This is a genomic window from Stenotrophomonas africana (assembly GCF_013004645.1).
GTDB lineage: Bacteria > Pseudomonadota > Gammaproteobacteria > Xanthomonadales > Xanthomonadaceae > Stenotrophomonas > Stenotrophomonas africana.
Genome location: NZ_JABEME010000008.1, coordinates 16,858 through 39,888, shown reverse-complemented (window position 1 = coordinate 39,888; position 23,031 = coordinate 16,858). Strand labels below are relative to the sequence as shown.

The window sequence follows — 23,031 nt, the reverse complement described above, 5'->3', positions numbered from 1 at the left end:
GGAAAGGGGAGCGCATTATCCGCCGGCCGCGATCGGCGCGGCGGATTCCATGGATCAACGTTCGGACAGCTCGGTGGCCGCTTCGGCCGGACGCGGTCCGCGCAGGTCCGGTTCTGGCTCCGGCACGGAGCGTGGTGCCGGTGCCGGCCGTGCTCCGGCAGCGGAGGTCGCTGCCTGTGCCTGTTCGCTGGCGTCGGCGGCTTCTTCGGCTGCATCGTCGGCGGTGGCCGCCGCCTGTGCTGCCATCGCCGTGGCGAACGCGGCCTGCGCACTGGCGAACAGGTTCGAGACCGAACCCACCATCTGCAACCAGCGGGCACCGTTGACCTTGCCCGGGACTTCCAGTTTGCCGGCAATGAAGCCACCGGCGAGGCCGACCACCACGATGCGCAGCGGCGACCAGCCTTTTCGCCAGACGTCGCTGAGCGTGGACCAGTGGTCCTGGGTTTCGACCAGTCGCACGGTCACCACCTGTTCGCAGCGTTTCACCCGCCGCTGCAGCGCACCGAACTTCATGGCTTGCCCTCAGGCAGCTGCACATCGGCATCGGGATCGTCTTCGCTGGGCTCGTCGAACAGGCCCAGGCGTGACAACTGGCGCCGGGTGGCGTGCATGCCGGTGTGGTGGAAGAAGTAGGACACCCGCCAGATCGCATAACCGGTGACGGCCAGGCTCAGCAGCGAGGTGATCAGCAGGGCCTGCAGCCAGCTCAGGCCCCAGCTCTGCAGCAGGGCGATGAGGGTGGCGGCCATCAGCAGCCAGGCCGAGGCACCGAATACGATCGCCACGCCGGCCCAGGCCAGCGCACGGCCGAACGCGCTGCGCGCCAGCGCGAAGTCGGCCGAGGCCAACCGGCGCAGTGATCGCAGCGAATGCTTGGCCGAATCGGCGGCGGCACGACCGGCCGCGCCGACCTGACGGATGCTCTCATCCAGCGGCGGGGTGGCCGCTGGATCAGGGGTTTGCGCGTTGTCTTCGCTCACGCCGCGGCTTACTTGTCGCTGCTGCCGCGGGCCAGCTTGGCAATGATCCAGCCGGCAGCGAAGGCGACGCCGAACGAGGCCAGCGGACGTTCACGGATGAGCTCAGCGGCGCTGTCGATCAGGTCCTTGCCCTTGTCCATCAGTGCGTCGACCTGTTCCTTGGCGGCGGCACCACCGAACTCGGCGGCAGCCAGGCCGGACAGCGCGCTGTCGGACAGTTCAGCCTTGACGTTGGCCTTGCCGATACGCAGTTCGTCGCCGGCTGCGCCGGTTGCACCCTTGATCGCACCGCCGGCGGCCGACGCGGCCTGCTTCAGGTGGGAACCGGCTTCACCCAGGTGTTCCTTCAGGTTCTCGGTATTGGTGGGGCTCATCGAATCACTCCTGTTGCGATGGGGGAACGGGTGTCGGCGGTGCCGACCTGGACTGACAGCAATAGCATTGCCGGGGTATAGGGGGTGTTACGGCAGGGCGATCAGCGCATCACGAGCTGGCCCTGCTGCTGGCCATTGTTGCGCAGCACGCGTACCACCAGGGTCGGCGGGCGCTGCTGGAAGTTGGCGCGCCAGCTGGCCAGGTCGGCGAATTCGCCCACCGTGGCATCGGTGATGATGTCGCCCTGCTGCAGGCCGTTGGTGGCCGCGCGGCTGCCGCGCTTGACCTCGCTGACCAGCACGCCGCCGACTCCGGACTGGCGCAGTGACTCGGGCAGATCGACGAAGGTGGCCCCGGTCAGGCGTGGGTCCAGGCTCTCGCCGGTGACCGCGCGCGCCTGTTCCTTCAGCGTTGCCTTGATCTGCAGTGGCTTGCCTTCGCGGCGTACGTCCAGCGTCAACGCGCTGCCGACCGCGGCCAGGCCTTCCACGTTGTGCAGGGCCTCGGCGCTGTCCACGCGCTGGCCATTGGCCGAGACCACCACGTCGCCCGGCTTCAGGCCGGCAGCGGCGGCGGCCGAACCGGCCAGCACGCGGGTGATCAGTGCGCCACGGGTTTCGCCCAGGCCCAGGCCCTGCGCGATCTGCGCGGTCAGGTTCTGGCTTTCCACGCCCAGTGTGCCGCGCACCACCACGCCGTGCTTGACCAGCTGGTCGACCACGCTGCGCGCCAGGTTGGACGGAATCGCCAGGCCCAGGCCGATGTTGCCGGCCATGCTGCCCTGCGGGTTGAAGCTGGCGGTATTGATGCCGACCAGCTGGCCCTGCAGATCGACCAGCGCGCCACCCGAGTTGCCCGGGTTGATCGACGCGTCGGTCTGGATGAAGTTCTGGTAGCCCAGCCCGCGGATGCCGCTGCGGCCCACCGCCGAGACGATGCCCGAGGTGACCGTCTGGCTGAAGCCGAACGGATTGCCGATCGCCACTACGAAGTCGCCCACCCGCAGCTGGTCGCTGTTGCCGAGCTTGATGTCGGTCAGGTTCTGCGCCGGGATGCGGATCAGCGCGATGTCGGTATCGCGGTCCGAACCGAGGAACTCGGCCTTGACCGTGCGCCCGTCGGCCAGTGTCACCTGTACGTCATCGGCGTTGTCGATGACATGGTGGTTGGTCAGTACCAGGCCCTCCTTGGCGTCGATGATCACGCCCGAGCCCAGCGACTCGTTGATGCGTTCCTGCGGGATGTCCGGGAACAGGCGGCGGAAGAACGGGTCGTTGAAGAAGGGGTTGCGCACGCGAACCACCTGCTTGGTGTTGACGCTGACCACCGCCGGCATCGCCTTCTCCAGCATCGGTGCCAGCGACGGTACCGCTTGCCCGGCCACCGAGGCCGGCAATGCAGCGGTGGTCGGCACGACCGCCGGCAGCGGTGCGGCATCGGCCCGGTTGTCCAGGTGCGCATTGATGCCGGTGGCAACGAAGCCACCGAAGGCGGCGGCGATTGCGAGCGTGAGCAGGGTGGGAAGCGGTCGCATGGGAGTCGGTTCGCTGGCGTGGATGGGGACGGTTCGGCCCTACGGTAAAACATGCTGAATGAGTGTGTCGCGATCTGGATAAATGCGCCATGAAAACCACAGGCCGCGAAGGGGGGGGCGGAGGATGGCAACAAGGCTGTGGCGACGCCCGCAGGGGCAATTCCTGCACCACCGAAGACCATCGCACGGCGCGTGGACACAGAGTGATACTTGCGCAGTTCCGCGCAACAGGGCGCCGCAATGCGTCACAGCGCGCACTGGACGCTGCATCCGTTCAACGGCACGCAACGGCCATCTTCGACCACGCGGTCGATGTGGCGTAGTCCTTAAAAAAAAGGGGTTTCCTGTAAACCCGCCACTGCTGCAGCAGTGGCGGGCTACACCATTGCCGTCGCATCAGATGCGATTGCTGGTGCGTGCCCCGTTCCACGATCGTCAATGTCGGTATAGCATCGCCCCGTTTTGATACTTAAGGCCCCCAGGAGGGCAACATGAGCAACGGTAATGGTGTGTCGGTCGTGACCGACGCCGTCGAGAACGTCAAAGAAACCGCCACCAACGTTGGCGAGACCATCGCCCACGCCGCCGAAGACGCCGTGAAGTCGGTCAAGAAGACCGTCAAGCGCGCCACCAAGGCTGCCGGTACCCGCGTTGCCAAGGCCAAGAAGGCTGTGGCCAAGGTCGAGAAGACCGTTGCCAAGAAGGCCGAGAAGGCCGCCAAGTCGGTCGGCAAGACCGTTGCCAACGCCAAGAAGAAGCTGGAAGCGGCCAAGAAGAACGCCAAGGCCGAAGCCGCTGCCCTGAAGAAGGAAGTGGCCAAGAAGAAGGCAGCTGCAGGCAAGGCTGTGACCAAGAAGGCCGCCGCTGCCAAGAAGACCACCAAGGCCGCCACCAAGGCTGCCGGCAAGAAGGTCGCTACTGTGAAGAAGGCCGCCACCAAGAAGGCTGCCGTCGCCAAGAAGACCGTTGCCAAGAAGACCGCGGCCGCCAAGAAGGTTGTCGGCAAGAAGGTCGCCACCGCCAAGAAGGCCGTTGCCAAGAAGACCGTCGCCGCCAAGAAGGTCGCTGGCAAGAAGGCCGTGGCTGCGAAGAAGGTTGTCGGCAAGAAGGTTGCCGCCACCAGGAAGGTCGCCACCAAGAAGACCGCCGTCGCCAAGAAGGTTGTCGGCAAGAAGGCTGCTGTGGCCAAGAAGGCCGTCGGCAAGAAGACCGCTGCTGCCAAGAAGGTGGTCGGCAAGAAGTCCGCCGTTGCCAAGAAGGCAGTGGGCAAGAAGGTTGCCGCCACCCGCAAGACGGTTGCCAAGAAGGCTGCCCCGCTGAAGAAGGTCGCCGCCAAGAAGGCGCCGGCCAAGAAGGCCGTGCGCAAGGTCGCCAAGCGCAAGTAATCGCGCCGTGACCGAAGGCCCTGCCACCCACCGGGTGGTGGGGCCTTTCGCGTTTCTGGGGCGCGGTCTGGGGCAAGATGCAGGTTCTTCCCGCCGGAGCCCCGTGCATGCGTGGTATCGACTTCAGTTCCTGGCAGGGCGTGCTGTCTACCTTGGCCGGCCTGGTCCTGATCACCCTGCTGGGCGTGGGCATCCGCCTGCTGGTGATGCAGACCCTGCAGCAGCGCCGCGAGCGCGAGAACCGGCAGATCAACGAACGGCTGCGCACGCTGATGGCGGCCTACAAGACCTTGGGCGGTTCGTTCACCGGCGAACTGGGCGTGGATCCCAGCCACCGCCGTGACCTGCGCCAGAGCGAAGATGCCGAAGGCATTGCCGAACCCCGCTCGGATCGCGCGCGCCGCATCCGCGATGCTGTTGAAGCGGCGCTGTCGGACATCCTGTTGCTGGGCACCGACGAACAGGTGCGGCTGGCTGCGCGCGCTGCCAACGATCTTGCGCAGGGGCGACCGGTGCACACCCACGAACTGGTGGTCTCGCTGCGCGACTTCGTGCGCGAAGCGCTGGACCTGGCGCCGATTCCGGCCGACCTGCAGATACCGCCACAGGGGCCGACCCGGCCGGGCGGTGCCAGTGGCGGTGGCAAGGGCCGCAACGACGGCGATGCCAAGGGCGGTCGTGCGGGTGGAGGCGGCGGTGGCGGAATGGGGGCCGGCATGGGCGGTGTGGGCCTCGGCGCCGGCGCCGCACTGGGCGCCGGCCATGCCTCCGCCAGCGATGAAACGGACGCGCGCTGAGCACGTCCGCCGGGTTCAGCGGGTCAGTTCGTAGATTGGTACGAAGCCACCGTAGATCATCCGCGCGCCGTCGAATGGCATCGGATTCGTCGCCGGATCAAACCGCGGGTCTTCCATCATCTTCTTCATGCCGGCGTCGCGGGTCGGCTTGTCCGGCCATTCGATCCACGAAAACACCACCGTCTCGTCCGGCGTGGCTTTCACTGCGCCGAAGAAGTCGGTGGTCTTGCCGTGTGGTACGTCGTCGCCCCAGCACTCGACCACGCGCAGCGCGCCGTACTCGATGAAAACGGGATCCCCTGTGCGTGCATGGGCGAGGAACTTCTCTTTGTTGGCGGTGGGCACCGCCAGGACGAAACCATCGATGTAGCTCATTGCCTGCCTCCGGATGGACCGTGCCGCATGCACGGCCTTCAAGTACCCGACGAACCAGGGCGTCGGGGATCGACATCCTGTGTGCGCCTGTTCAGCCCGGGCCACCGGGCAGCGGTGCCAGCACCGTATCCGGCGGCTGCTGGCCGGCCAGGTGGCGCACGAAGTAGTCCCACATGCGGTGCGTGTAGGTGGCGTCGTTGCGGAACAGTTCGTGGTCCTGCCGGGCCAGGTACAGCAGGTCGTAGCTGCGCTGGGCCTTGTTCAGGGCGGCGGCCAGCTGCAGGGTCAGCGCCGGTGGCGCGTTCTCGTCCAGTTCGCCATAGACCAGCAGAAGATGCCCGCGCAGGTTGCCGGCCAGTGCCGCATTGTCGAGCCCGGCAAAGGGCGCCGGCACGCCATCGGCCATGGCCGTAGCTGGCAGCACGCCACCGAACAGCCGGTCCATGCCGTGCAGCGCGCCGCCGTACATGCCCTGGAAATTGTGGCTGCCGGCCGAGGCCACGCCCACCTTGTAGAACGCCGGGTAGCGCAGCAATGCACGCGCCGCGCTGTAACCGCCGAACGAATGCCCATAGATGCCGACCCGCTGCAGGTCGATGCCCGGGTAGCGTTCGCCCAGCTGGCGCAGCGCAGCCACATGGTCATCCAGCTGCACATCGGCGGCGCGGAGGAAGCTGCTGTCATGGAACGCCTTGTCGCGGCCGCCGGTGCCGCGCGCATCGATGCTGACCACCATGAAGCCGAGTTCGGCCAGGCTGGCGCGTGACACCGGATTCAAGGCAGATACCGCCTCGGCGTAGGTCACCGGCGCATTGCTGATGAAGGAACCACCGTACATCGCGTCGATCACCGGGAAGCTGCCGTCATCGCGATAGTCACGGGGCAGGTAGACAGTGGCGAAGATCGGCGTGCGCCCATCGGCGGCCAGCAGCCGCTCGCGCCGTGGTGGGCGCCAGGCGGCAGCAACGATCGCGCTGTCATCGGCTGTTTCCAGCACCATCACTTCACGGCCGTCATCGCTGGCCCGCAGCACGGTGCGTGGTGGCTGGTCGAGACGGGAAACGGTATCCACCAGATAGCCGCCGCCAGGCGACAGCGCCTGCGGCGCGCGTGCCCCGAACAGCGCGCCGGTACCGGCATCGGCCATGTGGTCGTTGCCATCAGCGGCCAGGCGCTGGATCGAACCGCCCTGCAGCGATACCCGGTACAGGCCGCGCACGTAGGGGTCGCCACCGTCGACGCCACCGGCGCTGAAGTACGCCCAGCCACCCGCAGCGTCCACACCCAGCAGGTCACGCACCACCCATCTGCCGCGGGTAAGCTGGCGCAGCACTTTGCCGTCGGACAGGCGCACCCGGTACAGATGGCCCCAGCCATCGCGCTGCGAGAACCACACAGCGGTGTCCTGCCCGGGCAGGATGGCCACCGCGGGCCGGTTGTAGGAATACACGTTGAGCTGCAGGCGAGTGTCGCTGGCTTCTTCCAGAACCGTGCGCAATGCACCGCTGTTGGCATCGACCTCCACCAGGCGCAGCCTGCGCGGTGTGCCGAAGTGCGCGATCACGGCATACAACCGATCACCGTCCCAACCCAGGATGCCGGCCTCACTGAGCGTGTTCCAGCCCTCGGGCAGCACGATGTCATGCTGCCTGCCGCTGAGGATATCGATCACATACAGGCTGTCGCGGACCTGCTGTGCATCGCCCAGCACCCCCAGCTTCACGGTATGCACGCGCGGCCGCGCGCTGTGGGTCGGGCTGCTTTCCAGATAGGGGTAGTCCTGCAGCGCGCGTTCGTCGTAGCGGATGCCGGCCACGTAGCGCCCGTCCGCTGACCAGCCGACCGCGAACGGACGCACCGGCATCCGGCCCTGACGGCGTGGAATGCCGCGCAGGGTGAAGTCCGGCAGTACGCCATAGCCATGCCCGGCCTCACCGCCGTGGGTCAGTACCTGCGACGCCGTTCCAGAGCGCTGCAGCCACAGATTGTGATCACGTACCTGCAGCCAGGCGTCACCGCCGGGCGAAGGCAATGCATCGGCTGGCGGCGACGGCTGCGGTGCGGCCGTGCACTGCAGGCGTGGCCATTGGCAGTTGATTGGCGCCTCGCCGTTGAACTGCAGGCGCAGGCCATCATCCAGTACCTGCACACTGTTCAAGCGCAGGCGTGGCCCGCCGGCACCGAGAGGTGCAACCGCAGCGTCCAGCGCAGCGGGTTCGAACAGGATCTGGCGCGTAGCCTGGATTGGATCGACCAGTATCGCCTGGCGCCGGCCCTGCGCGTCTTCGCGTTCGTACCAGAACCGCCCATCGGCCAGCCAGTGGGGCAGCACCGAAGCATTGCGCAGCGCACCGCGCAGATGACTGTCATGCACGCGTTCGGCGCGCTGGTAGTCAGCCGCCTGCAGCGCGTGCGCAGCGTGGATCGGAAACAGGAGGGCAGCGCAGGCCACGAGGGCGGCGCGGACAGGCATCAGCAGCGGATCGGAAACGTGCAAGGCAACCTCCTGTTGCAATCGACGACGAATCACAAATGCACGCGCGCCGCGCGCGTATGCCAGACGCAGCCTGAATCAAGCCAAAAAATTCAGCAATGCGAAGACCGCTGTTTTCAGGGAGCGTTGTGGCGAATAACGGAGAATTTACATTCCCGATGCGATGGCGCTCTGGCGCTGCTGCACACCATAAGAAAGTAAAGGTGTACCCCCATGAAGAATTCGCTGATTGCTCTGGCTCTGGCCGCTGCCCTGCCGTTCACCGCCTCGGCTGCTGAGAACCTGTCCTACAACTACGCCGAAGCCGACTACGCCAAGACCGACATCGACGCGTTCAAGGCCGACGGCTGGGGCGTGAAGGGTTCGTACGGCTTCCTGCCGAACTTCCACGCTTTCGGTGAGTACAGCCGCCAGGAAATCGACCACACCAACATCAAGCTGGACCAGTGGAAGATCGGCGCCGGCTACAACGTTGAAATCGCTCCGACCACCGACTTCGTTGCCCGCGTTGCTTACCAGAAGCGCGACCAGAAGCACGGCCTGGACTTCAACGGCTACAGCGCTGAAGCCGGTATCCGCACCGCCTTCGGTGCCCATGCCGAAGTCTACGGCATGGTCGGCTACGAAGATTTCTCGAAGAAGCACGGCATCAATCCGGAAGGCCAGTGGTACGGCCGCCTGGGTGGTCAGGTCAAGCTGAACCAGAACTGGGGCCTGAACGGCGAGCTGAAGATGAACCGCGACGGCGACAAGGAATACACCGTCGGCCCGCGCTTCAGCTGGTAATTGCGGCCTCGGCGCGCCTGCGCGCTGAAGATGCCTCGACAGGCCCGGCTCATGCCGGGCCTGTTGCATTGTGACGACCCGAAACCGCAGCTGAGCATGTTCCGGGGCCGCTGCTGCGTTGCAATAAATTGGATTCCGCTGCTCCCGGCGCGGGCCTACGGTGGGCGCTTCGTACCGTCGGATCCATGTGATGCCGCCTGCCGTTCCCGCTCTGCCCCTCGATCGGCCCCGCCGCCTGGCAATGCTGGCGCCGCATCCCGTGCTGCGTCTGGGGGTGGAGGTGGTGCTTTGCCAGCACGGTGGCGTGCAGGTCTGTGGCAGCTTCACCCGCGAAGGTGATCTGCTCGATCTGCTGCAGCGCCAGCCAGGTGGCATTGACCTGTTGCTGATCGACCTGCTGGCGCCGTGCGGACCCGAACAGGGCCTGGCCCTGTTGCGGCTGTTGTCGCGGCGCTGGCCGCTGTTGCCGGTGCTGGTGCTGTCTGCGCACTGCAATGCGAGCACAGTCACCATGGCGATGCAGGCCGGCGCGCGTGGCTTCCTGTCCAAGGGAACCACGCCGGAGATGCTGCGGCGCGCAGTTGACGTACTGGCCCGTGGCGGCCGCTTCGTGCCACCGGAGTTGCGTACGCAGTTGAGCCGATCGCGCATGCGGCGCACACCGGCGCCGGTGCTCACGCCGTTGAGCCGACGTGAGCGCGAGGTGCTGCGGCTGGTCCTGCAGGGCTGCACCACCGGGGAGGTGGCGCGGCGCTTCGGGCGCACGGCCAGTACCGTCAGCACGCAGAAGCGGACCGCCTACGAGAAGCTGGGCATCCACAGCGATGGTGAGCTGTTCCGCATCAGGCACCTGCTCGATTGCGGATGAGCGGGCCTATTCGCCCTGGTACTGCTTCTCTTCCACCAGCGCCGAACCGGCCACGCGGTTGATCTCGTTCTTCACCTGCACGCGCTCGCCATTGGTGCCATAGACACCGCGTGCCAGCTGGATGAACGCATCGTCGAACACCTGGGCCGCTTCCTTGTCACGCAGCTGGTCCTGGATGTCCCACATGCGCTCGTTGATCGCCTTCAGCTGCTGCTGCAGCGCGGCCAGGGCCGGCTGTGCCTGCAGCTGCTGCTGCAACAAAGGCAGCAGGCCGTCCAGTTCGGTGCGCACGTTGGCCAGCTTGGCCGCATCGTCGATGCGCTCGGCCTTGATCTGGAGAATGGTGATCTTGTCGATCAGCTCGCCGATCGATACCGGGGTCAGGATGGCGTCCACGCGGTTGGTTCCTGGAAACAGGGCGCCATGATACCGCGCTGCTGGCATGTGGCCCCGATTCACGGGATTTACGCCGAATTTGCGCCACGGGCCCGGCAGCACCCTCGATCCGTTACGGCTACCGCCTCGACACTGCGTTCCCGGCGGCAAGACCGCCTTCGACGAGGAACACAGTGCAGTGAACAGCAAGGGGATGATGGCGGCCATGGTGGCCGCCCTGGCAGGGCTGCTCGGGATCGGCAGCGCGCAGGCACAGGTGCAGGTCAGTGGCAGTGCCGCATTGACCAGTGACTACGTGTGGCGCGGCAGCTCGCAGAGCGACGGCGACCCGGCGGTGCAGGCGGGCGCGAAGGTTTCGATCCCATCGGGCTGGTACGCCAGCGTGTGGGGCTCCAACGTTTCGTTCAAGCCGGACAACGGCGCGCGCAGCGAGTTCGACCTGGTGGCGGGCTGGTCCGGTGCGCTGGCCCCGGACTGGACGCTGGATGCCAACCTGACCCGCTACGTGTACCCGGGCACTGGCCGCGCGCTGGACTGGACCGAACTCAATACCAGCGTGACCTGGAAGCAGCGCGCCTGGTTGCAGGTCGCCCATTCCAACGACGCGCTGGCGGGCGGCCATCGCGGCACCTATGCCCAGTTGGGCGTGCGTGTGCCGCTGCATGAACGTTTCCGCCTGGAAGCGGCGGTGGGCCAGTACTGGCTGGCCACCGCGCAGGGGCCGGACTACCTGCATGGACAGCTCAGTGCCGTCGCCACGCTGGCCCCGGCATGGGAGCTGCGCGCCACCGTGCATGACACCGACAACGCGGCCAAGCGCCTGTTCCCGGGCAACGCCGGTGGCCGATGGGAGTTGGCACTGCAGGGCAGCTTCTAGTTGGCAGCCGAGGCCTGGCGCGCGCGCAGCGCGCCGGGCAGCCACAGCAGCAGGGCCAGCACGGCCACCGCAGCACCGGCCACGCAGACGCCGGTCCAGCCGAAGCGCTGGTAGACCTGCGCCGACAGCAGCGAACCCAGCGAACCGCCGATGAAGTAGCCCGTCATGTAGCCGGCATTGAGGCGGTTGCGTGCCGCAGGTTGCAGCGCATAGATCAGGTTCTGGTTACTGACGTGCAGCAGCTGTGCGGCCAGGTCCAGCACCACCACGCCGACCAGCAGCGCCAGCAGCGAATGTGCCGACAGCCCCAGCGGCAGCCACGACAGCAGCAACAGCACCAGCGCAATGGCGGTTGCACGTCCGGTCTGCCCGCGGTCGGACATGCGCCCGGCCAGGCCGGCCGCCAGCGTGCCGGCCGCGCCGACCAGTCCGAACAGGCCGATGGTGGCGTCGCTGTAGGCGTAGGGCGGTTGTGCCAGCAGGAACGCCAGTGGCGTCCAGAAGATCGCGAACATGGCGAAGCTGCAGGCGCCCAGCAGCGTGCGCTGGCGCAGGACCGGCTCCTGCACGAACAGCACGCCGATCGAGCGCAGCAATGCAAAGTAGCCAAGGCCGGCGCTGTGGTGGAAGCGCGGCAGGCCGCGCTGCAGTGCCAGTGCGGTCAGCACCAGGGTGCCGGCGGCGATCGCGTATACCAGGCGCCAGTCGCCCAGGCTGGAAAGCAGGCCGGCCACGGTACGTGCCAGCAGGATGCCCAGCAGCAGGCCGCTCATCAACGTGCCAACCACGCGACCGCGATGTTCCGGCGCGGCCAGCGTGGCGGCGAACGGCACCAGCACCTGTGCCACCACCGAGAACAGGCCGGTGATCGCGGTGCCCACCAGCAGCCAGGTCAGCGACGGCGCGCAGGCACTGATCACCAGCCCGCCGGCGGACAACAGGCTCATCACCACGATCAGGCGGCGGCGTTCGAACAGGTCTCCCAGCGGCACCAGCAGGATCAGTCCGGCGGCATAGCTCAGCTGCGCGGCAGTGACCACCATGCCGACTTTGCCGAACGGCACACCGAAGGCATCGGCAATGGTGTGCAGCAGCGGCTGCGCATAGTAGTTGCTGGCCACGGCCACGCCGGTAGCCACCGACATCAGCAGCACCTGCCAGCGGTGCAGAGGGGGGAGGGACGGACTCACGCGGTGTTCCAGGAAGCGGGGTGCACAGTGTCCGCCTGCTGCGACCATGATGGAAATGAATCATCATCATCCATGCCATCTGGAAACGAGATAGTTGGGTGAATCTCAAGCAGCTCGAATTTGCCGTCGCCCTGGCCGAAGAGGGCAATTTCACCCGTGCTGCCGAACGCTGCCATGTGGTGCAGTCCGCGTTGAGCCACCAGATTGCCTACCTGGAGCAGGAACTGGGCACGCCGCTGTTCGAGCGCCTGCCGCGGCAGGTGCGGGCGACGGCGGCCGGTGAGGCGCTCCTGGTACACGCACGCCAGGTGCTGGCCAGCCTGCGCCATTTGCGTGCCGACGTGGCTGCGGTCAGTGGCGAGGTGCGTGGCCTGCTGGCGATCGGGCAGATCTCCTCGCTGACCGATATCGATGTGGTGGCAATGCTGGCTGCCTTCCAGCAGGCGCACCCGCAGGTCGAGTTCCAGCTGCGGGTCGACAAGAGCGAGGACCTGATCGCGCAGGTGCAGTCACGCGACCTGGATGTGGCACTGGTCGGTCTGGCGCCTTCGGCAGCGCTGGATGGCGTCTGCCACCAGATGCTGCAGGAAGAAGACCTGGTGGCGGTGCTGGCGCCGTCGCATCGCTTGGCCCGGCGCAAGCAGCTGCCCTTGACGGAATTACAGGACGAGGCGCTGGTCGACTTCCCGCGCGGCACCGGTGCGCGGCGGCAGACCGACGATGCCTTCGCCGCCGCTGGCCTGCCGCACACGGTGCGCTTCGAGGTCAACCTGATGGAACTGGTCGAGCGCTTCGTCCGCCATGGCCTGGCGGTTGGCATCGTGCCGGCGTTGATCGCCGAAGGCTTTGAAGGCGTGGTGCGGATTCCGCTGCAGCCGACCCCGACCCGCCGCGTGCACCTGGTCTGGCAGCGGCTGCCGACACCGGCGGCGCGGGCGTTCGTCGAGGCCGTGCTCAGCCGCGCAGGCGCAGGCTCAGGCCCTTGAGGAAGTTGCGCAGCATCTGGTCCAGGCACCGCCGGTAATTGGTGTGCCCGGGCTGGCGGAACAATGCACCCACTTCCGACTTGGACACGTTGAAACCGGCGCTGGCGAAAATCTCCATCAGATCGACGTCGCGCAGCTGGAACGCCACGCGCAGCTTCTTCAGCACCAGGTTGTTGTCGATGCGGGTTTCCACCGCACGCTGCGGCTGGCTCTCGTCGCGACCGCGCAGGTGCACGATCAGGCCATCGAGGAAGTGCGCCAGCGCGCTGTCGCTCATCGCTTCGAAACCGGCTTCGTCCTCGCGGCGCAGCCAGGCCTTCACCTGTTCGGGATCCACGGCGAAGGCCGGGTCGGCCATCTGGCACAGGGTCACCACGTGGTGGTCGCCCAGGTCCAGGGAGTAGCGCACGCTGCGCAGGACATCGTTGTTGATCATGGCCCAATTGTACCGGTCACCCCGGCAGGCGGGGCCGGATCTGGCTGATCAGGCAACGCAACCCCCGGCCGACGGTGCCAGAATGGGGGTCTGGTTTTCCCCCTGGAGTTGCCTGATGACCCGCACTGTCCTGATTACCGGCGCCACGTCCGGCTTCGGCGCCGCCGCTGTCCACCGCTTCGCCCAGGCGGGCTGGAAGGTGATCGCCACCGGCCGCCGTGCTGAACGCCTGCAGCCGCTGGTCGAGCGCTACGGCAAGGACGTGGTGCATGCGGCCGCCTTCGACATCCGCGATCCGGTCGCGATGGAAGCTGCGCTGCTGGCACTGCCGCCGGCCTTCGGCCAGATCGATCTGCTGGTCAACAACGCCGGTCTGGCGCAGGGCACCGCGCCGGCACAGAGCGCCAAGCTGTCGGACTGGACCACGATGATCGACACCAACATCACCGCGCTGGTGACCCTGACCCACCGCCTGCTGCCGCAGCTGGTGGAGCGCAAGGGCGCGATCATCAATATTTCGTCGGTGGCCGGCGTCTACCCGTACCCGGGCGGTAACGCCTACGGTGGCACCAAGGCCTTCGTCAGCCAGTTCTCGCTGGGCCTGCGTTCGGACCTGCACGGCACCGGCGTGCGCGTGACCACGATCGAGCCGGGCATGGCCGAAACCGAGTTCACCGTGGTGCGTACCCATGGCGACCAGGCGGCATCGGACAAGCTCTATACCGGCGCCAACCCGATGACCGCCGAAGACATCGCCGAACAGATCTTCTGGGTGGCCAGCCTGCCTCCGCACCTGAACATCAATCGCCTGGAACTGATGCCGGTCAGCCAGTCATTTGCTGGTTTCCAGGTGGCACGCGAAGGCTGACCCGCACCGTGCGACGTCTCGTGTGATCGCTGGTGGGGTAGGTCCTGTAGAGCCGAGCCCATGCTCGGCTTCGTCTGGATTCAGCCGAGCATGGCTCGGCTCTACAGAAACAAAAAAGCCGGGCAGTGCCCGGCTTTTTCATTAATAGCGGCAGACTTACTGCGCCTTGATCGCCATCGCCTGCAGGCCGGTGCCATCCAGCTTCTGCTTGGCTTCGGACAACTCGCCGGCACTGCCATACGGCCCCATGCGCACGCGGTACACGGTCTTGCCGTTGATCTGCGCTGATTCCACGCGTGCTGCCAGGCCCATCATCGCCAGCTTGGCCTTGGTCGCTTCGGCATCGCCGGAGGCACCGAACGCACCCGCCTGCAGGATGTAGCGGGCGTTGTCGGCGGCAGCCGGTGCAGCAGCGGCCGGCGTACTGGCCGCGGCCGGCGCGGTTTCCGCGCGCGGTGCTGCGGTAGCGGCAGCCGTATTGGCCGGCGCCGTCGAGGCGCTGGCCGGCGGCGTTGCTGCAGACGGGCGTTCGCTCAGCGGTGCCGGCAGCGGACGGTTGGTCGCGGTCACCGGTGCGGTGCTTGCGACGCTGGCCGTTGCCGTCGGTGCCGGAGTGGCCGCACTGGCCGGCGGAACCGGCTTGCCTTCCAGTGCCGCCTGCGCGCGCTGCGCTTCGGCCTTGGCCCGGCGCTGGTCTTCGGCACGCGCGCTGGCGGCCAGTTCGGCGTCGGACATTTCAACTTCCTTGCCCGGCAGCAGGGTGTAGAAGTCGTACTGGGTGGCGGCCGGCTTTTCCGGTTCGGCCGGCTTCGGCGTGGCCGGCTGCGCGGCCGGCTGGGTGCCCACATCGCTGTCGGCATCCGCGACCGGGGCCGGCTGCGCGTTCGGGTTCGGCTGCGGACCGGCGCGAAGGAAGCCATCGCCTTCGCCCTTGAACAGGTTCGGCGCCGCCAGGAACACCACGGCCGCAATCGCCACGCCAGCGACCAGCCACACCCATCCGGGTGTGCCCTGGCTGCTGCTGTTGCGTCGTGCCTGGTTTTTGCCGCGTCGTGCTGCCATGTGTACTGCGTCTCCTGATGCTTACATTTTTTCCGGGGCGCTGACGCCCAGGAGTTCGAGGCCGTTGGCCAGCACCTGGCGCGCGGCGCAGGCCAGGGTCAGCTTGGCGTTGCGATCGGCGGCGTCTTCCACCAGCACCGGCGTCCCGTGATACCACGTGTGGAAGGCGTGCGCCAATTCACGCAGGTACTGCGCCACCAGATGCGGTTCCAGCGCCACGCCGGCCGCCTCCACCACTTCCGGGTACCGCGAGATCTCGTTCATCAGCAGCAGCGAAGCCTCGTCGGCCAGGCGGCCAAGGTTGGCCAGGCCGTTGCCCTGTTCGTACACCAGGCCCTTCTCCTGCGCCTGGCGCAGCAGGCTACAGACGCGGGCATGGGCGTACTGCACGTAGAACACCGGGTTGTCGTTGCTCTGCTGGCGGGCCAGGTCGATGTCGAAGGTCAGCTGCGAATCGGGCTTGCGCGCGATCAGGAACCAGCGGGTGGCATCGCGGCCGGCTTCCTCGATCAGGTCGCGCAGGGTGAAGTAGCTGCCGGCACGCTTGGACAGCTTCACTTCCTCGCCGCCACGCATGACGGTGACCATCTGGTGCAGCACGTATTCCGGCCAGCCCTGCGGGATGCCCACTTCCATCGCCTGCAGGCCGGCGCGCACGCGTGCCAGCGAGCCGTGGTGGTCGGCCCCCAGTTCGGTGATCGCGCGCTCGTAGCCGCGCTGCCACTTGGACAGGTGGTAGGCCACGTCCGGCACGAAGTAGGTGAAGGTGCCGTCGGACTTGCGCATCACGCGGTCCTTGTCGTCACCGAAGTCGGTGCTGCGCAGCCACAGTGCGCCACCTTCTTCATAGGTATGACCCGAGGCCTGCAGCTTGGCCACCGCTTCGGCCACCTTGCCGTCGGCGTACAGCGAGCTTTCCAGGAAATAGATGTCGAAGTCGACGCCGAACGCGGCCAGGTCCAGATTCTGCTCGTTGCGCAGGTAGGCCACGGCGAAGCGGCGGATTGCCTGCATGTCGTCCGGGTCCTTGGCGCCGACCACGGTGCTGCCTTCCAGGTCGACGCTGGCACCGGCCATGTAGGCACGGGCGACGTCGGCGATGTATTCACCGCGGTAGCCACCTTCCGGCCAGCCATCCTGGTCCGGCGCGATGCCCTTGATCCGCGCCTGGGTGGACAGCGCCAGGTTTTCGATCTGCACGCCGGCGTCGTTGTAGTAGAACTCACGCTTGGCGTTCCAGCCGTTGGCATCGAGCACGCGCGCCACGCAGTCGCCGATCGCCGCCGCGCGGCCATGGCCGACATGCAGCGGACCGGTCGGGTTGGCCGACACGTACTCCACGCCCACCGTGCGGCCATTGCCGGACAGGTTGCGGCCGTAGTCGTGGGCTTCCTTGATGACCGAGGCGGCTTCGCGCTGGTACGCGGCCGGGGCCAGGTGGAAGTTGATGAAGCCGGGGCCGGCGATCTCGACCTTGCTGACGTCCTCGCTGCGCGGCAGCGCCTCGACCAATGCCTGTGCCAGTGCGCGCGGATTGCTGCGCGCGGCCTTGGCCAGCAGCATCGCGGCGTTGGTGGCGAAGTCGCCGTGGTCGCGGGTCTTCGGGCGCTCGACCACGAAGTCCGGCGGCAGGGAGTCGGCGGGCAGGGTGCCATTGGCGCGCAAGGCTTCGATGCCTTGGCTGATCAGGGCGCGGAGGAGATTTTTCACGAGGCCTGCTGTGAGAATGAGCGGCGGAATCGCCCATTTTAGCGCAGATGCCCGCGCCCACGCTGACCAGAACATGCCTGTGGGGGCGGCCGATGGCGCCCGAAGGGGCCGCGCTCAGCCGAACAGGCGTGGCTGGGGCGGGGACAGCAGGCCCCGTTCAGCAAATGAAACGGGACGGCCCTCGCCCACCACGAAGTGGTCCAGCAGGCGCACGTCCACCATTGCCAGCGCCTGCTGCAGTTCGTCGGTGATGCGGGTATCGGCGCTGGAGGGTTCCGGGTCGCCGGAAGGGTGGTTGTGGCTGAGGATCACCGCCGCCGCGTTGTGCAGCAGGGCGCGCCGGACCACTTCGCGGGGGTAGACCGGTGCGGCGTTGATGGTGCCGTGGAACAGTTCCTCGCAGGCGATCAGGCGGTGGCGATTGTCCAGGAACAGGGCCATGAAGATCTCCCGGGCCTGTCCCCGCAGGCGGTGCTGCAGATAGCGGCCGACCGCGGCCGGGTTGTTGCCGACCGCTTCGCCGTGTTCCAACTCGGCGGCCAGGTAACGGTGGGCCAGTTCCAGCCCGGCAGCCAGCGTACAGCTGCGCGCCGGGCCCAGCCCGGGCAGGCGGGCCAGCTCCCGCGCGGGCCGATCGAGCAGCACCCGCAACGGGCCATGCGCCTGCAGCAGGTCGCGCGCGGTCTGCACGGCATCGCGGCCACCGAACCCGGAGCCGAGAAACAGGGCCAGCAGTTCGGCGTCGGAAAGTGACGTGGGCCCGCGCGCGATCAACTTCTCGCGGGGGCGTTCCTGTTCGGGCCAGTCGTGGATGGGCATGCCTGCATCATCGCCAGCCCAGGCGGCGTCTCCCATCAGGGCTTGCCGCAGGCCCGGGTCGGTCGATGCCTCAGTCGCGCCGGGTCTGCAGGTAGTCGAACAGTTCCTGGTTGTTCTGCAGGCCCAGCTTGCGCTTGGCTTCGGCCTTCTGCCGGCTGATGGTCTTCGGGCTGCGCCCACAGCGCTCGGCGACTTCGTTCACGTTGAGACCGGCCGCCAGCAGCTCCAGCACTTCCTGTTCACGTGCCGACAGCGGCGCCGGTTCGCGCGGAAACAGCAGGTCGCGCGCCTGCAGGTGGTGGCGCAGCTGCTGGGAGACGAATACCTGCCCGGCCAGCGCGGCGTTCAGCGCCTGGGGCAGTTCGGCGAAATCGGCACACTTGTCGACCAGGCCGCTGATGCCCTCCCGCAGCAGTCCGTCCAGCAGGCCGGGATGTCGGGCGCCGGTCAGCACCACCACCGGCAGGCCAGGGCGGCGCATGCGCAGCGCGTCGATCAGCTCTGGACCATCCGGGCCGGCACCCGGCATCGACAGGTCGGTCAGCACTGCATCGCAGTCGTGGTGGTCCACCAGCTCCAGCAGCTGGGCACCGTCACGTGCACTGCCGACGATGTCCATCAGATGGGTCTGCAGCACGATACGGATGCCATGCAGGACCACGGGATGGTCGTCGGCGATGATGATGCGTGGATGCACGCGGCTCCTTGAGGATCGAACAGGCCACGGTGAGAGGCAGCCAACGCCTGATTCTGCAAAAGAGCAGGGCCGCAGAGGTATAGGAAAGGTCCGAAACCCATACCCGGCAAACTCCGGGTCAAGCGCAGCGCGCTCCATCTGCTGATAGCTGTCTGCTATGTGCACCCTGCACCGGGACATTACCGACCATCGGGTAAGCTAGCGCCCTCGTTTGCACAGGAATTCCAGGTGGCTGACTCCCCCAACGCTTCCCCCGCGCCGGCCCGCGCGCTGGAAGGTCAGAAACTGCTGTTGTGCGTCGGCGGCGGGATCGCGGCGTACAAGGCGCTGGAACTGGTGCGGCGCCTGCGCGACGCCGGTGCCCAGGTGCAGGTGGCGATGACCGCCGGTGCCCAGCAGTTCGTCACTCCGCTCAGCTTCCAGGCCCTGTCCGGGCAGCCGACCCGCACCACGTTGTGGGACAGCGCCGCCGAACAGGCCATGGGCCACATCGAGCTGGCCCGCTGGGCCGACCGCATCGTGGTCGCCCCGGGCACCGCCGATCTGCTGGCACGGCTGGCCCAGGGCCACGCCGATGACCTGGTCAGCACGTTGTGCCTGGCCAGCACTGCGCCGTTGACGATCTGCCCGGCGATGAACCACCGCATGTGGCTGCATCCGGCCACCCAGGCCAACATCGCCCTGCTGCGCCAGCGCGGCGCACAGGTGATCGGTCCGGTCGACGGTCCGCTGGCCGAAGGTGAGTCCGGTCCGGGTCGTCTGGCCGAGCCCGGCGACATCGTGGCCGCGCTGGCCGCCAATGGCAGCAGCGCCGCGACCGTTGCCGCGCCGGAAATCCGCGCGCTGCAGGGCCTGCGCCTGCTGATCAGCGCCGGTCCGACCTATGAAGACATCGATCCGGTGCGCTACGTCGGCAACCGCAGCAGCGGCAAGATGGGCTTCGCCCTGGCCGCGGCTGCCGCGACGATGGGCGCCCAGGTGGTGCTGGTCAGCGGCCCGGTACAGCTGCCGACGCCACCCGGCGTGCAGCGGGTCGACGTGCGCTCGGCCGCGCAGATGCGCGATGCCGTGCTGAAGTCGCTGCCGGCCGACATCTATATCGGCGCCGCCGCGGTGTCCGACTACACGCCGCGCCAGGTGGCTCCGCAGAAGCTGAAGAAGACCGCCGAGAGCCAGTCGCTGGTGATCGAGCTGGTGCGCACGCCGGACATCCTTGCCGAAGTTGCCGCGCAGACGCAGTCGCTGAAGCTGGTGGTCGGCTTTGCCGCCGAAACCCACGACGTGGAGAAATATGCGCGTGGCAAGCTGGTCGACAAGCGCCTGGACCTGGTGATCGCCAACCAGGTCGGCATCAGCGGCGGCGGTTTCGAGAGCGACAACAATGCCGCCACTGCCTTCTGGCAGGACGGTGAACAGGTATTCCCGGCCACCTCCAAGCGCGAGCTGGCCGAACAACTGCTGGCGCTGATCGCGCGGAGACTCCAGGCATGACCCAGGCTTCTACTTCCCAACCGCTGCAGGTCAAGCTGCTCGATCCGCGCTTCGGCGACAGCTGGCCGCTGCCGGCCTACGCCACCGAAGCCAGCGCCGGCATGGACCTGCGCGCCGCGCTGGATACCGCGCTGACCCTGCAGCCGGGCGACACTGCGCTGGTGCCCAGCGGCCTGGCCATCCACATCGCCGATCCGAACCTGTGCGCGGTGATCCTGCCGCGCTCGGGGCTGGGCCATCGCCATGGCATCGTGCTCGGCAACGGCACCGGTCTGATCGACGCCGACTACCAGGGCCCGCTGCTGATCAGCGTCTGGAACCGTGGTCGCGAGGCCTTCACCATCGAGCCGGGCGATCGCATCGCGCAGCTGGTGGTGGTGCCGATTGCCCGCGTCAGCCTGCAGGTGGTGGATACTTTCACCGACAGCGTGCGGGGAACGGGTGGATTCGGCCATACCGGGGTGCGTTGACGGGGGACATCGATGAGCGGCATCGGGGAAGGACAGCGGGGACGGTCGTTGGGACGCAGCGCGCCACTATTGGGGGTGCTGCTGGTCCTGCTGGCTGGCTGGTTCGGATGGAGCGCGGTGCAGCAATGGCGCCAGGAGGCCAACGGCCAGGCGCTGGAAGAAGCACGTGACCAGGCCGTGCAGGGCCTGCAGGAGGCGGCCGCCGGCCAGCTGAAGCAGCTGCAGCAGCAGCTGAAGAACGAACGCGTGCAGCAGGCGCTGCAGGCCGGTGATGCCGCGGCAGCGGCGCTGGCAGTACGCGAGAGCTGGACCGGCGTGGAGCAGGCTGACGTGCTGACCGCCGATCTGGCCAACGCCTACGCCGACCCGGCCACGTTCGGCTATGCCCGATTGGCGTTGCTGGAAGCGGCGTTGGCCGAAGGCAAGCCCAGCCTGCGCGTGGTCCGTGATGGCGGTGGCAATCGCCTGGGCCTGGCAGCGCCGGTGCAACTGGGCAGTCTTGGCCCGGCGGTGCTGTATGTGCGCCAGCCGTTGTTGCGGCTGACCTCACCGCTGGACCAGGTGAGCGCGCCCTCGGCGGGTTTCCTCGGATTGCGCCAGGGCGCGCACGACCTCGTCGCCCAGGGCGATTCCGGCCTGGCGGAAAGCGCCGAGGCACTGGCACGGCCGGTCACCGGTACACCGCTGCGGCTGGTGGCCGCGGTACCCAATGTCGAACCCGGTCCGCTGGGCCTGGGTTCGTTGGCCAGCGCCATCGTCGCGCTGCTGCTGGCGTTCATCGCCGTGCTGCTGGTGGTCGGTCGCGGTCGCCTGCCGAAGACGTTGCCGCTGCCGCGCCGTGCGGCCGTGGCGGAAGCGGATCATGGCCCGACCCTGAGCGAGAGCCTGCAGATGGCGCCGCCGCCGGTGGCCGAGGCCGGCGCAACTGAAAGCGCACCGCCGCCTCCGCCGCCGGTTCCGGCCGAGGAACTGGCGGCAGGCATCTTCCGCGCCTACGACATCCGCGGCGTGGTCGGCAGCCAACTGACGCCGAAGACGGCGGCGCTGATCGGCCAGGCCATCGGTACCGTAGCGTTGGAGCAGGGCCTGCGCGAGGTGGTGATCGGTCGCGATGGCCGCCTGTCCGGCCCGGAGCTGGCCGCAGGCCTGGCCGAGGGCCTGCGGCGTGCCGGTTGCGCGGTGATCGACATCGGCCTGGCGCCGACCCCGCTGGTGTACTACGCCGCCTTCCACCTGCGTACCGGCACCTGCGTGGCGGTCACCGGCAGTCATAACCCGCCCGAGTACAACGGCTTCAAGGTGGTGATCGGCGGCGAGACGCTGTCCGGCGATGCCATCACCGATCTCTACCAGCGCATTGTCGAGGGCCGCCTGGTGCAGGCTGCCGAGCCGGGCGATTACCAGCAGCGCGATGTCAGTGCCGATTACATCCAGCGCATCGCCGACGACGTGCAGCTGGACCGCCCGCTGAAGGTGGTGGCCGATGCAGGCAACGGCGTCGCCGGTGCGCTCGCACCGCAGCTGCTGGAAGCGATCGGCGCCGAAGTCATCCCCTTGTACTGCGATGTCGACGGTACCTTCCCCAACCATCATCCGGACCCCAGCGAGCCGGCCAACCTGGAAGATCTGGTAGCGACGGTCAAGCGCTTCGGTGCCGACCTGGGCGTAGCCTTTGATGGCGACGGTGACCGGCTGGGCGTGGTCACCGGTGAAGGCAAGATCATCTATGCCGACCGCCTGCTGATGCTGTTCGCCGCCGACGTGCTGATGCGCAACCCCGGCGCAATGGTGATCTACGACGTGAAGTGCACCGGCAAGCTGTCCGACCACGTGCTGCGCAATGGTGGCAGCCCGCTGATGTGGAAGACCGGGCATTCGCTGATGAAGGCGAAGATGCGCGAGACCGACGCCGAGCTGGCCGGCGAGATGAGTGGCCACTTCTTCTTCAAGGAGCGCTGGTTCGGTTTCGACGATGGCCTGTATGCGGCGGCGCGCCTGCTGGAGATCCTGGCCCAGCGCGAGGAAACCCCGGACGAGGTGCTGGGCGAACTGCCAGAGATGGTGGCCACGCCGGAACTGAAGGTGCCGGTGGCCGAAGGCACGCCGCATGCGCTGGTGGCGATGCTGGTGGCGGCGGCGCAGTCGCCGGACAACCCGTATGTGGGCGGCCGCCTGTCGACCATCGACGGCTTGCGCGTGGACTTCGCCGATGGCTGGGGCCTGGTGCGTGCTTCCAATACCACGCCGGTGCTGGTGCTGCGCTTCGAGGGCAACGACGAGGCGGCACTGGAACGCATCCAGGCGTTGTTCCGCAGCCAGCTGCAGCCGGTGCTGGGCGACACCCCGCTGGGGTTCTGAGGTCGGGCCGGGCTGCGCCCGGCACCCGCCGAAGCAACATCAACGTCAACGTCAAAGGCCGGCTATCCGTGGGA

General features: G+C 67.5%; 23 protein-coding genes. 10 read left to right on the top strand and 13 right to left on the bottom strand.

The window, feature by feature from the left end:
* Window positions 1-54 precede the first annotated feature (54 nt).
* The 4 genes from HLA98_RS14485 to HLA98_RS14470 form a co-directional block, all read right to left on the bottom strand.
* On the bottom strand, window positions 55-516 hold the full coding sequence (locus HLA98_RS14485) for a hypothetical protein (protein ID WP_057499891.1): 462 nt from the start codon (window positions 514-516) through the stop codon (window positions 55-57).
* On the bottom strand, window positions 513-983 hold the full coding sequence (locus HLA98_RS14480; RefSeq protein WP_057499892.1) for a phage holin family protein: 471 nt from the start codon (window positions 981-983) through the stop codon (window positions 513-515). Before HLA98_RS14480 ends, HLA98_RS14485 begins: the two co-directional genes overlap by 4 nt.
* 8 nt (window positions 984-991) lie before the next feature.
* A complete protein-coding gene (locus HLA98_RS14475) occupies window positions 992-1,357 on the bottom strand; it encodes a hypothetical protein (protein WP_032128158.1) in 366 nt (121 codons plus the stop codon).
* A gap of 101 nt (window positions 1,358-1,458) precedes the next feature.
* The gene (locus HLA98_RS14470; protein ID WP_049448706.1) at window positions 1,459-2,892 is read right to left on the bottom strand and encodes a Do family serine endopeptidase; all 1,434 of its coding nucleotides are present in this window, start codon (window positions 2,890-2,892) and stop codon (window positions 1,459-1,461) included.
* A gap of 491 nt (window positions 2,893-3,383) precedes the next feature.
* Between HLA98_RS14470 and HLA98_RS14465 the strand changes: the two genes are divergently transcribed.
* Window positions 3,384-4,277, top strand: coding sequence for a hypothetical protein (locus tag HLA98_RS14465; protein ID WP_049448705.1), 894 nt, complete (start codon window positions 3,384-3,386; stop codon window positions 4,275-4,277).
* A 107-nt stretch (window positions 4,278-4,384) separates the two neighbouring features.
* The gene (locus HLA98_RS14460) at window positions 4,385-5,074 is read left to right on the top strand and encodes a hypothetical protein (protein WP_057499893.1); all 690 of its coding nucleotides are present in this window, start codon (window positions 4,385-4,387) and stop codon (window positions 5,072-5,074) included.
* Window positions 5,075-5,089: 15 nt separating this feature from the next.
* Here HLA98_RS14460 and HLA98_RS14455 read toward each other — a convergent pair whose 3' ends face one another.
* Window positions 5,090-5,449 (bottom strand): DUF1428 domain-containing protein, encoded by a 360-nt coding sequence (locus HLA98_RS14455; RefSeq protein WP_005407745.1) that lies wholly within the window; start codon window positions 5,447-5,449, stop codon window positions 5,090-5,092.
* 91 nt (window positions 5,450-5,540) lie between these two features.
* Entirely contained in the window at window positions 5,541-7,946 is a 2,406-nt protein-coding gene (locus HLA98_RS14450) for a S9 family peptidase (RefSeq protein WP_057499894.1), read from the bottom strand.
* Between the two features lie 210 nt (window positions 7,947-8,156).
* Between HLA98_RS14450 and HLA98_RS14445 the strand changes: the two genes are divergently transcribed.
* Window positions 8,157-8,729: an OmpO family porin gene (locus HLA98_RS14445; RefSeq protein ID WP_032130335.1), complete on the top strand. Its 573-nt coding sequence runs from the start codon at window positions 8,157-8,159 to the stop codon at window positions 8,727-8,729.
* Between the two features lie 190 nt (window positions 8,730-8,919).
* A complete protein-coding gene (locus HLA98_RS14440; RefSeq protein ID WP_057499895.1) occupies window positions 8,920-9,597 on the top strand; it encodes a response regulator transcription factor in 678 nt (225 codons plus the stop codon).
* Window positions 9,598-9,603: 6 nt separating this feature from the next.
* Here HLA98_RS14440 and HLA98_RS14435 read toward each other — a convergent pair whose 3' ends face one another.
* Complete coding sequence (locus HLA98_RS14435; RefSeq protein WP_049403467.1) at window positions 9,604-10,041, bottom strand: DUF6165 family protein; 438 nt, start codon at window positions 10,039-10,041, stop codon at window positions 9,604-9,606.
* Between the two features lie 130 nt (window positions 10,042-10,171).
* Here HLA98_RS14435 and HLA98_RS14430 point away from each other — a divergent pair, with 130 nt between their 5' ends.
* The gene (locus tag HLA98_RS14430) at window positions 10,172-10,870 is read left to right on the top strand and encodes a TorF family putative porin (protein ID WP_057499896.1); all 699 of its coding nucleotides are present in this window, start codon (window positions 10,172-10,174) and stop codon (window positions 10,868-10,870) included.
* On the opposite strand, the gene HLA98_RS14425 is transcribed toward HLA98_RS14430, so the two are convergent.
* On the bottom strand, window positions 10,867-12,015 hold the full coding sequence (locus tag HLA98_RS14425) for an MFS transporter (RefSeq protein WP_341271517.1): 1,149 nt from the start codon (window positions 12,013-12,015) through the stop codon (window positions 10,867-10,869). The genes HLA98_RS14430 and HLA98_RS14425 overlap by 4 nt on opposite strands.
* A gap of 143 nt (window positions 12,016-12,158) precedes the next feature.
* On the opposite strand from HLA98_RS14425, the gene HLA98_RS14420 reads away from it, so the two are divergent.
* Window positions 12,159-13,046, top strand: a complete 888-nt coding sequence (locus HLA98_RS14420; RefSeq protein ID WP_057499898.1) for a LysR family transcriptional regulator — start codon at window positions 12,159-12,161, stop codon at window positions 13,044-13,046.
* On the opposite strand, the gene HLA98_RS14415 is transcribed toward HLA98_RS14420, so the two are convergent.
* Complete coding sequence (locus HLA98_RS14415) at window positions 13,015-13,482, bottom strand: YehS family protein (protein WP_005411992.1); 468 nt, start codon at window positions 13,480-13,482, stop codon at window positions 13,015-13,017. The genes HLA98_RS14420 and HLA98_RS14415 overlap by 32 nt on opposite strands.
* Before the next feature lie 115 nt (window positions 13,483-13,597).
* On the opposite strand from HLA98_RS14415, the gene HLA98_RS14410 reads away from it, so the two are divergent.
* Window positions 13,598-14,350 (top strand): SDR family NAD(P)-dependent oxidoreductase, encoded by a 753-nt coding sequence (locus tag HLA98_RS14410; protein ID WP_057499899.1) that lies wholly within the window; start codon window positions 13,598-13,600, stop codon window positions 14,348-14,350.
* 156 nt (window positions 14,351-14,506) lie between these two features.
* Here the strand turns inward: HLA98_RS14410 and HLA98_RS14405 are convergent, their stop codons facing one another.
* The 4 genes from HLA98_RS14405 to HLA98_RS14390 all read right to left on the bottom strand — a co-directional run bounded on the left by HLA98_RS14405 (window position 14,507) and on the right by HLA98_RS14390 (window position 18,638).
* Window positions 14,507-15,412 (bottom strand): SPOR domain-containing protein, encoded by a 906-nt coding sequence (locus HLA98_RS14405; RefSeq protein WP_057499900.1) that lies wholly within the window; start codon window positions 15,410-15,412, stop codon window positions 14,507-14,509.
* A 21-nt stretch (window positions 15,413-15,433) separates the two neighbouring features.
* Complete coding sequence (gene argS / locus HLA98_RS14400; RefSeq protein WP_057499901.1) at window positions 15,434-17,122, bottom strand: arginine--tRNA ligase; 1,689 nt, start codon at window positions 17,120-17,122, stop codon at window positions 15,434-15,436.
* Window positions 17,123-17,236: 114 nt separating this feature from the next.
* A complete protein-coding gene (gene radC / locus HLA98_RS14395; RefSeq protein ID WP_049448728.1) occupies window positions 17,237-17,941 on the bottom strand; it encodes a RadC family protein in 705 nt (234 codons plus the stop codon).
* A 70-nt stretch (window positions 17,942-18,011) separates the two neighbouring features.
* A complete protein-coding gene (locus tag HLA98_RS14390) occupies window positions 18,012-18,638 on the bottom strand; it encodes a response regulator (protein ID WP_049448694.1) in 627 nt (208 codons plus the stop codon).
* Between the two features lie 228 nt (window positions 18,639-18,866).
* On the opposite strand from HLA98_RS14390, the gene coaBC reads away from it, so the two are divergent.
* Genes coaBC through HLA98_RS14375 form a run of 3 tightly spaced genes read left to right on the top strand, consistent with a single transcriptional unit; the run spans window position 18,867 to window position 22,957 of the window.
* Window positions 18,867-20,129 (top strand): bifunctional phosphopantothenoylcysteine decarboxylase/phosphopantothenate--cysteine ligase CoaBC, encoded by a 1,263-nt coding sequence (gene coaBC / locus HLA98_RS14385; protein WP_049435215.1) that lies wholly within the window; start codon window positions 18,867-18,869, stop codon window positions 20,127-20,129.
* On the top strand, window positions 20,126-20,599 hold the full coding sequence (dut, locus tag HLA98_RS14380; protein WP_057499902.1) for a dUTP diphosphatase: 474 nt from the start codon (window positions 20,126-20,128) through the stop codon (window positions 20,597-20,599). Before coaBC ends, dut begins: the two co-directional genes overlap by 4 nt.
* 12 nt (window positions 20,600-20,611) lie before the next feature.
* A complete protein-coding gene (locus HLA98_RS14375; protein WP_057499903.1) occupies window positions 20,612-22,957 on the top strand; it encodes a phosphomannomutase/phosphoglucomutase in 2,346 nt (781 codons plus the stop codon).
* Window positions 22,958-23,031 lie beyond the last annotated feature (74 nt).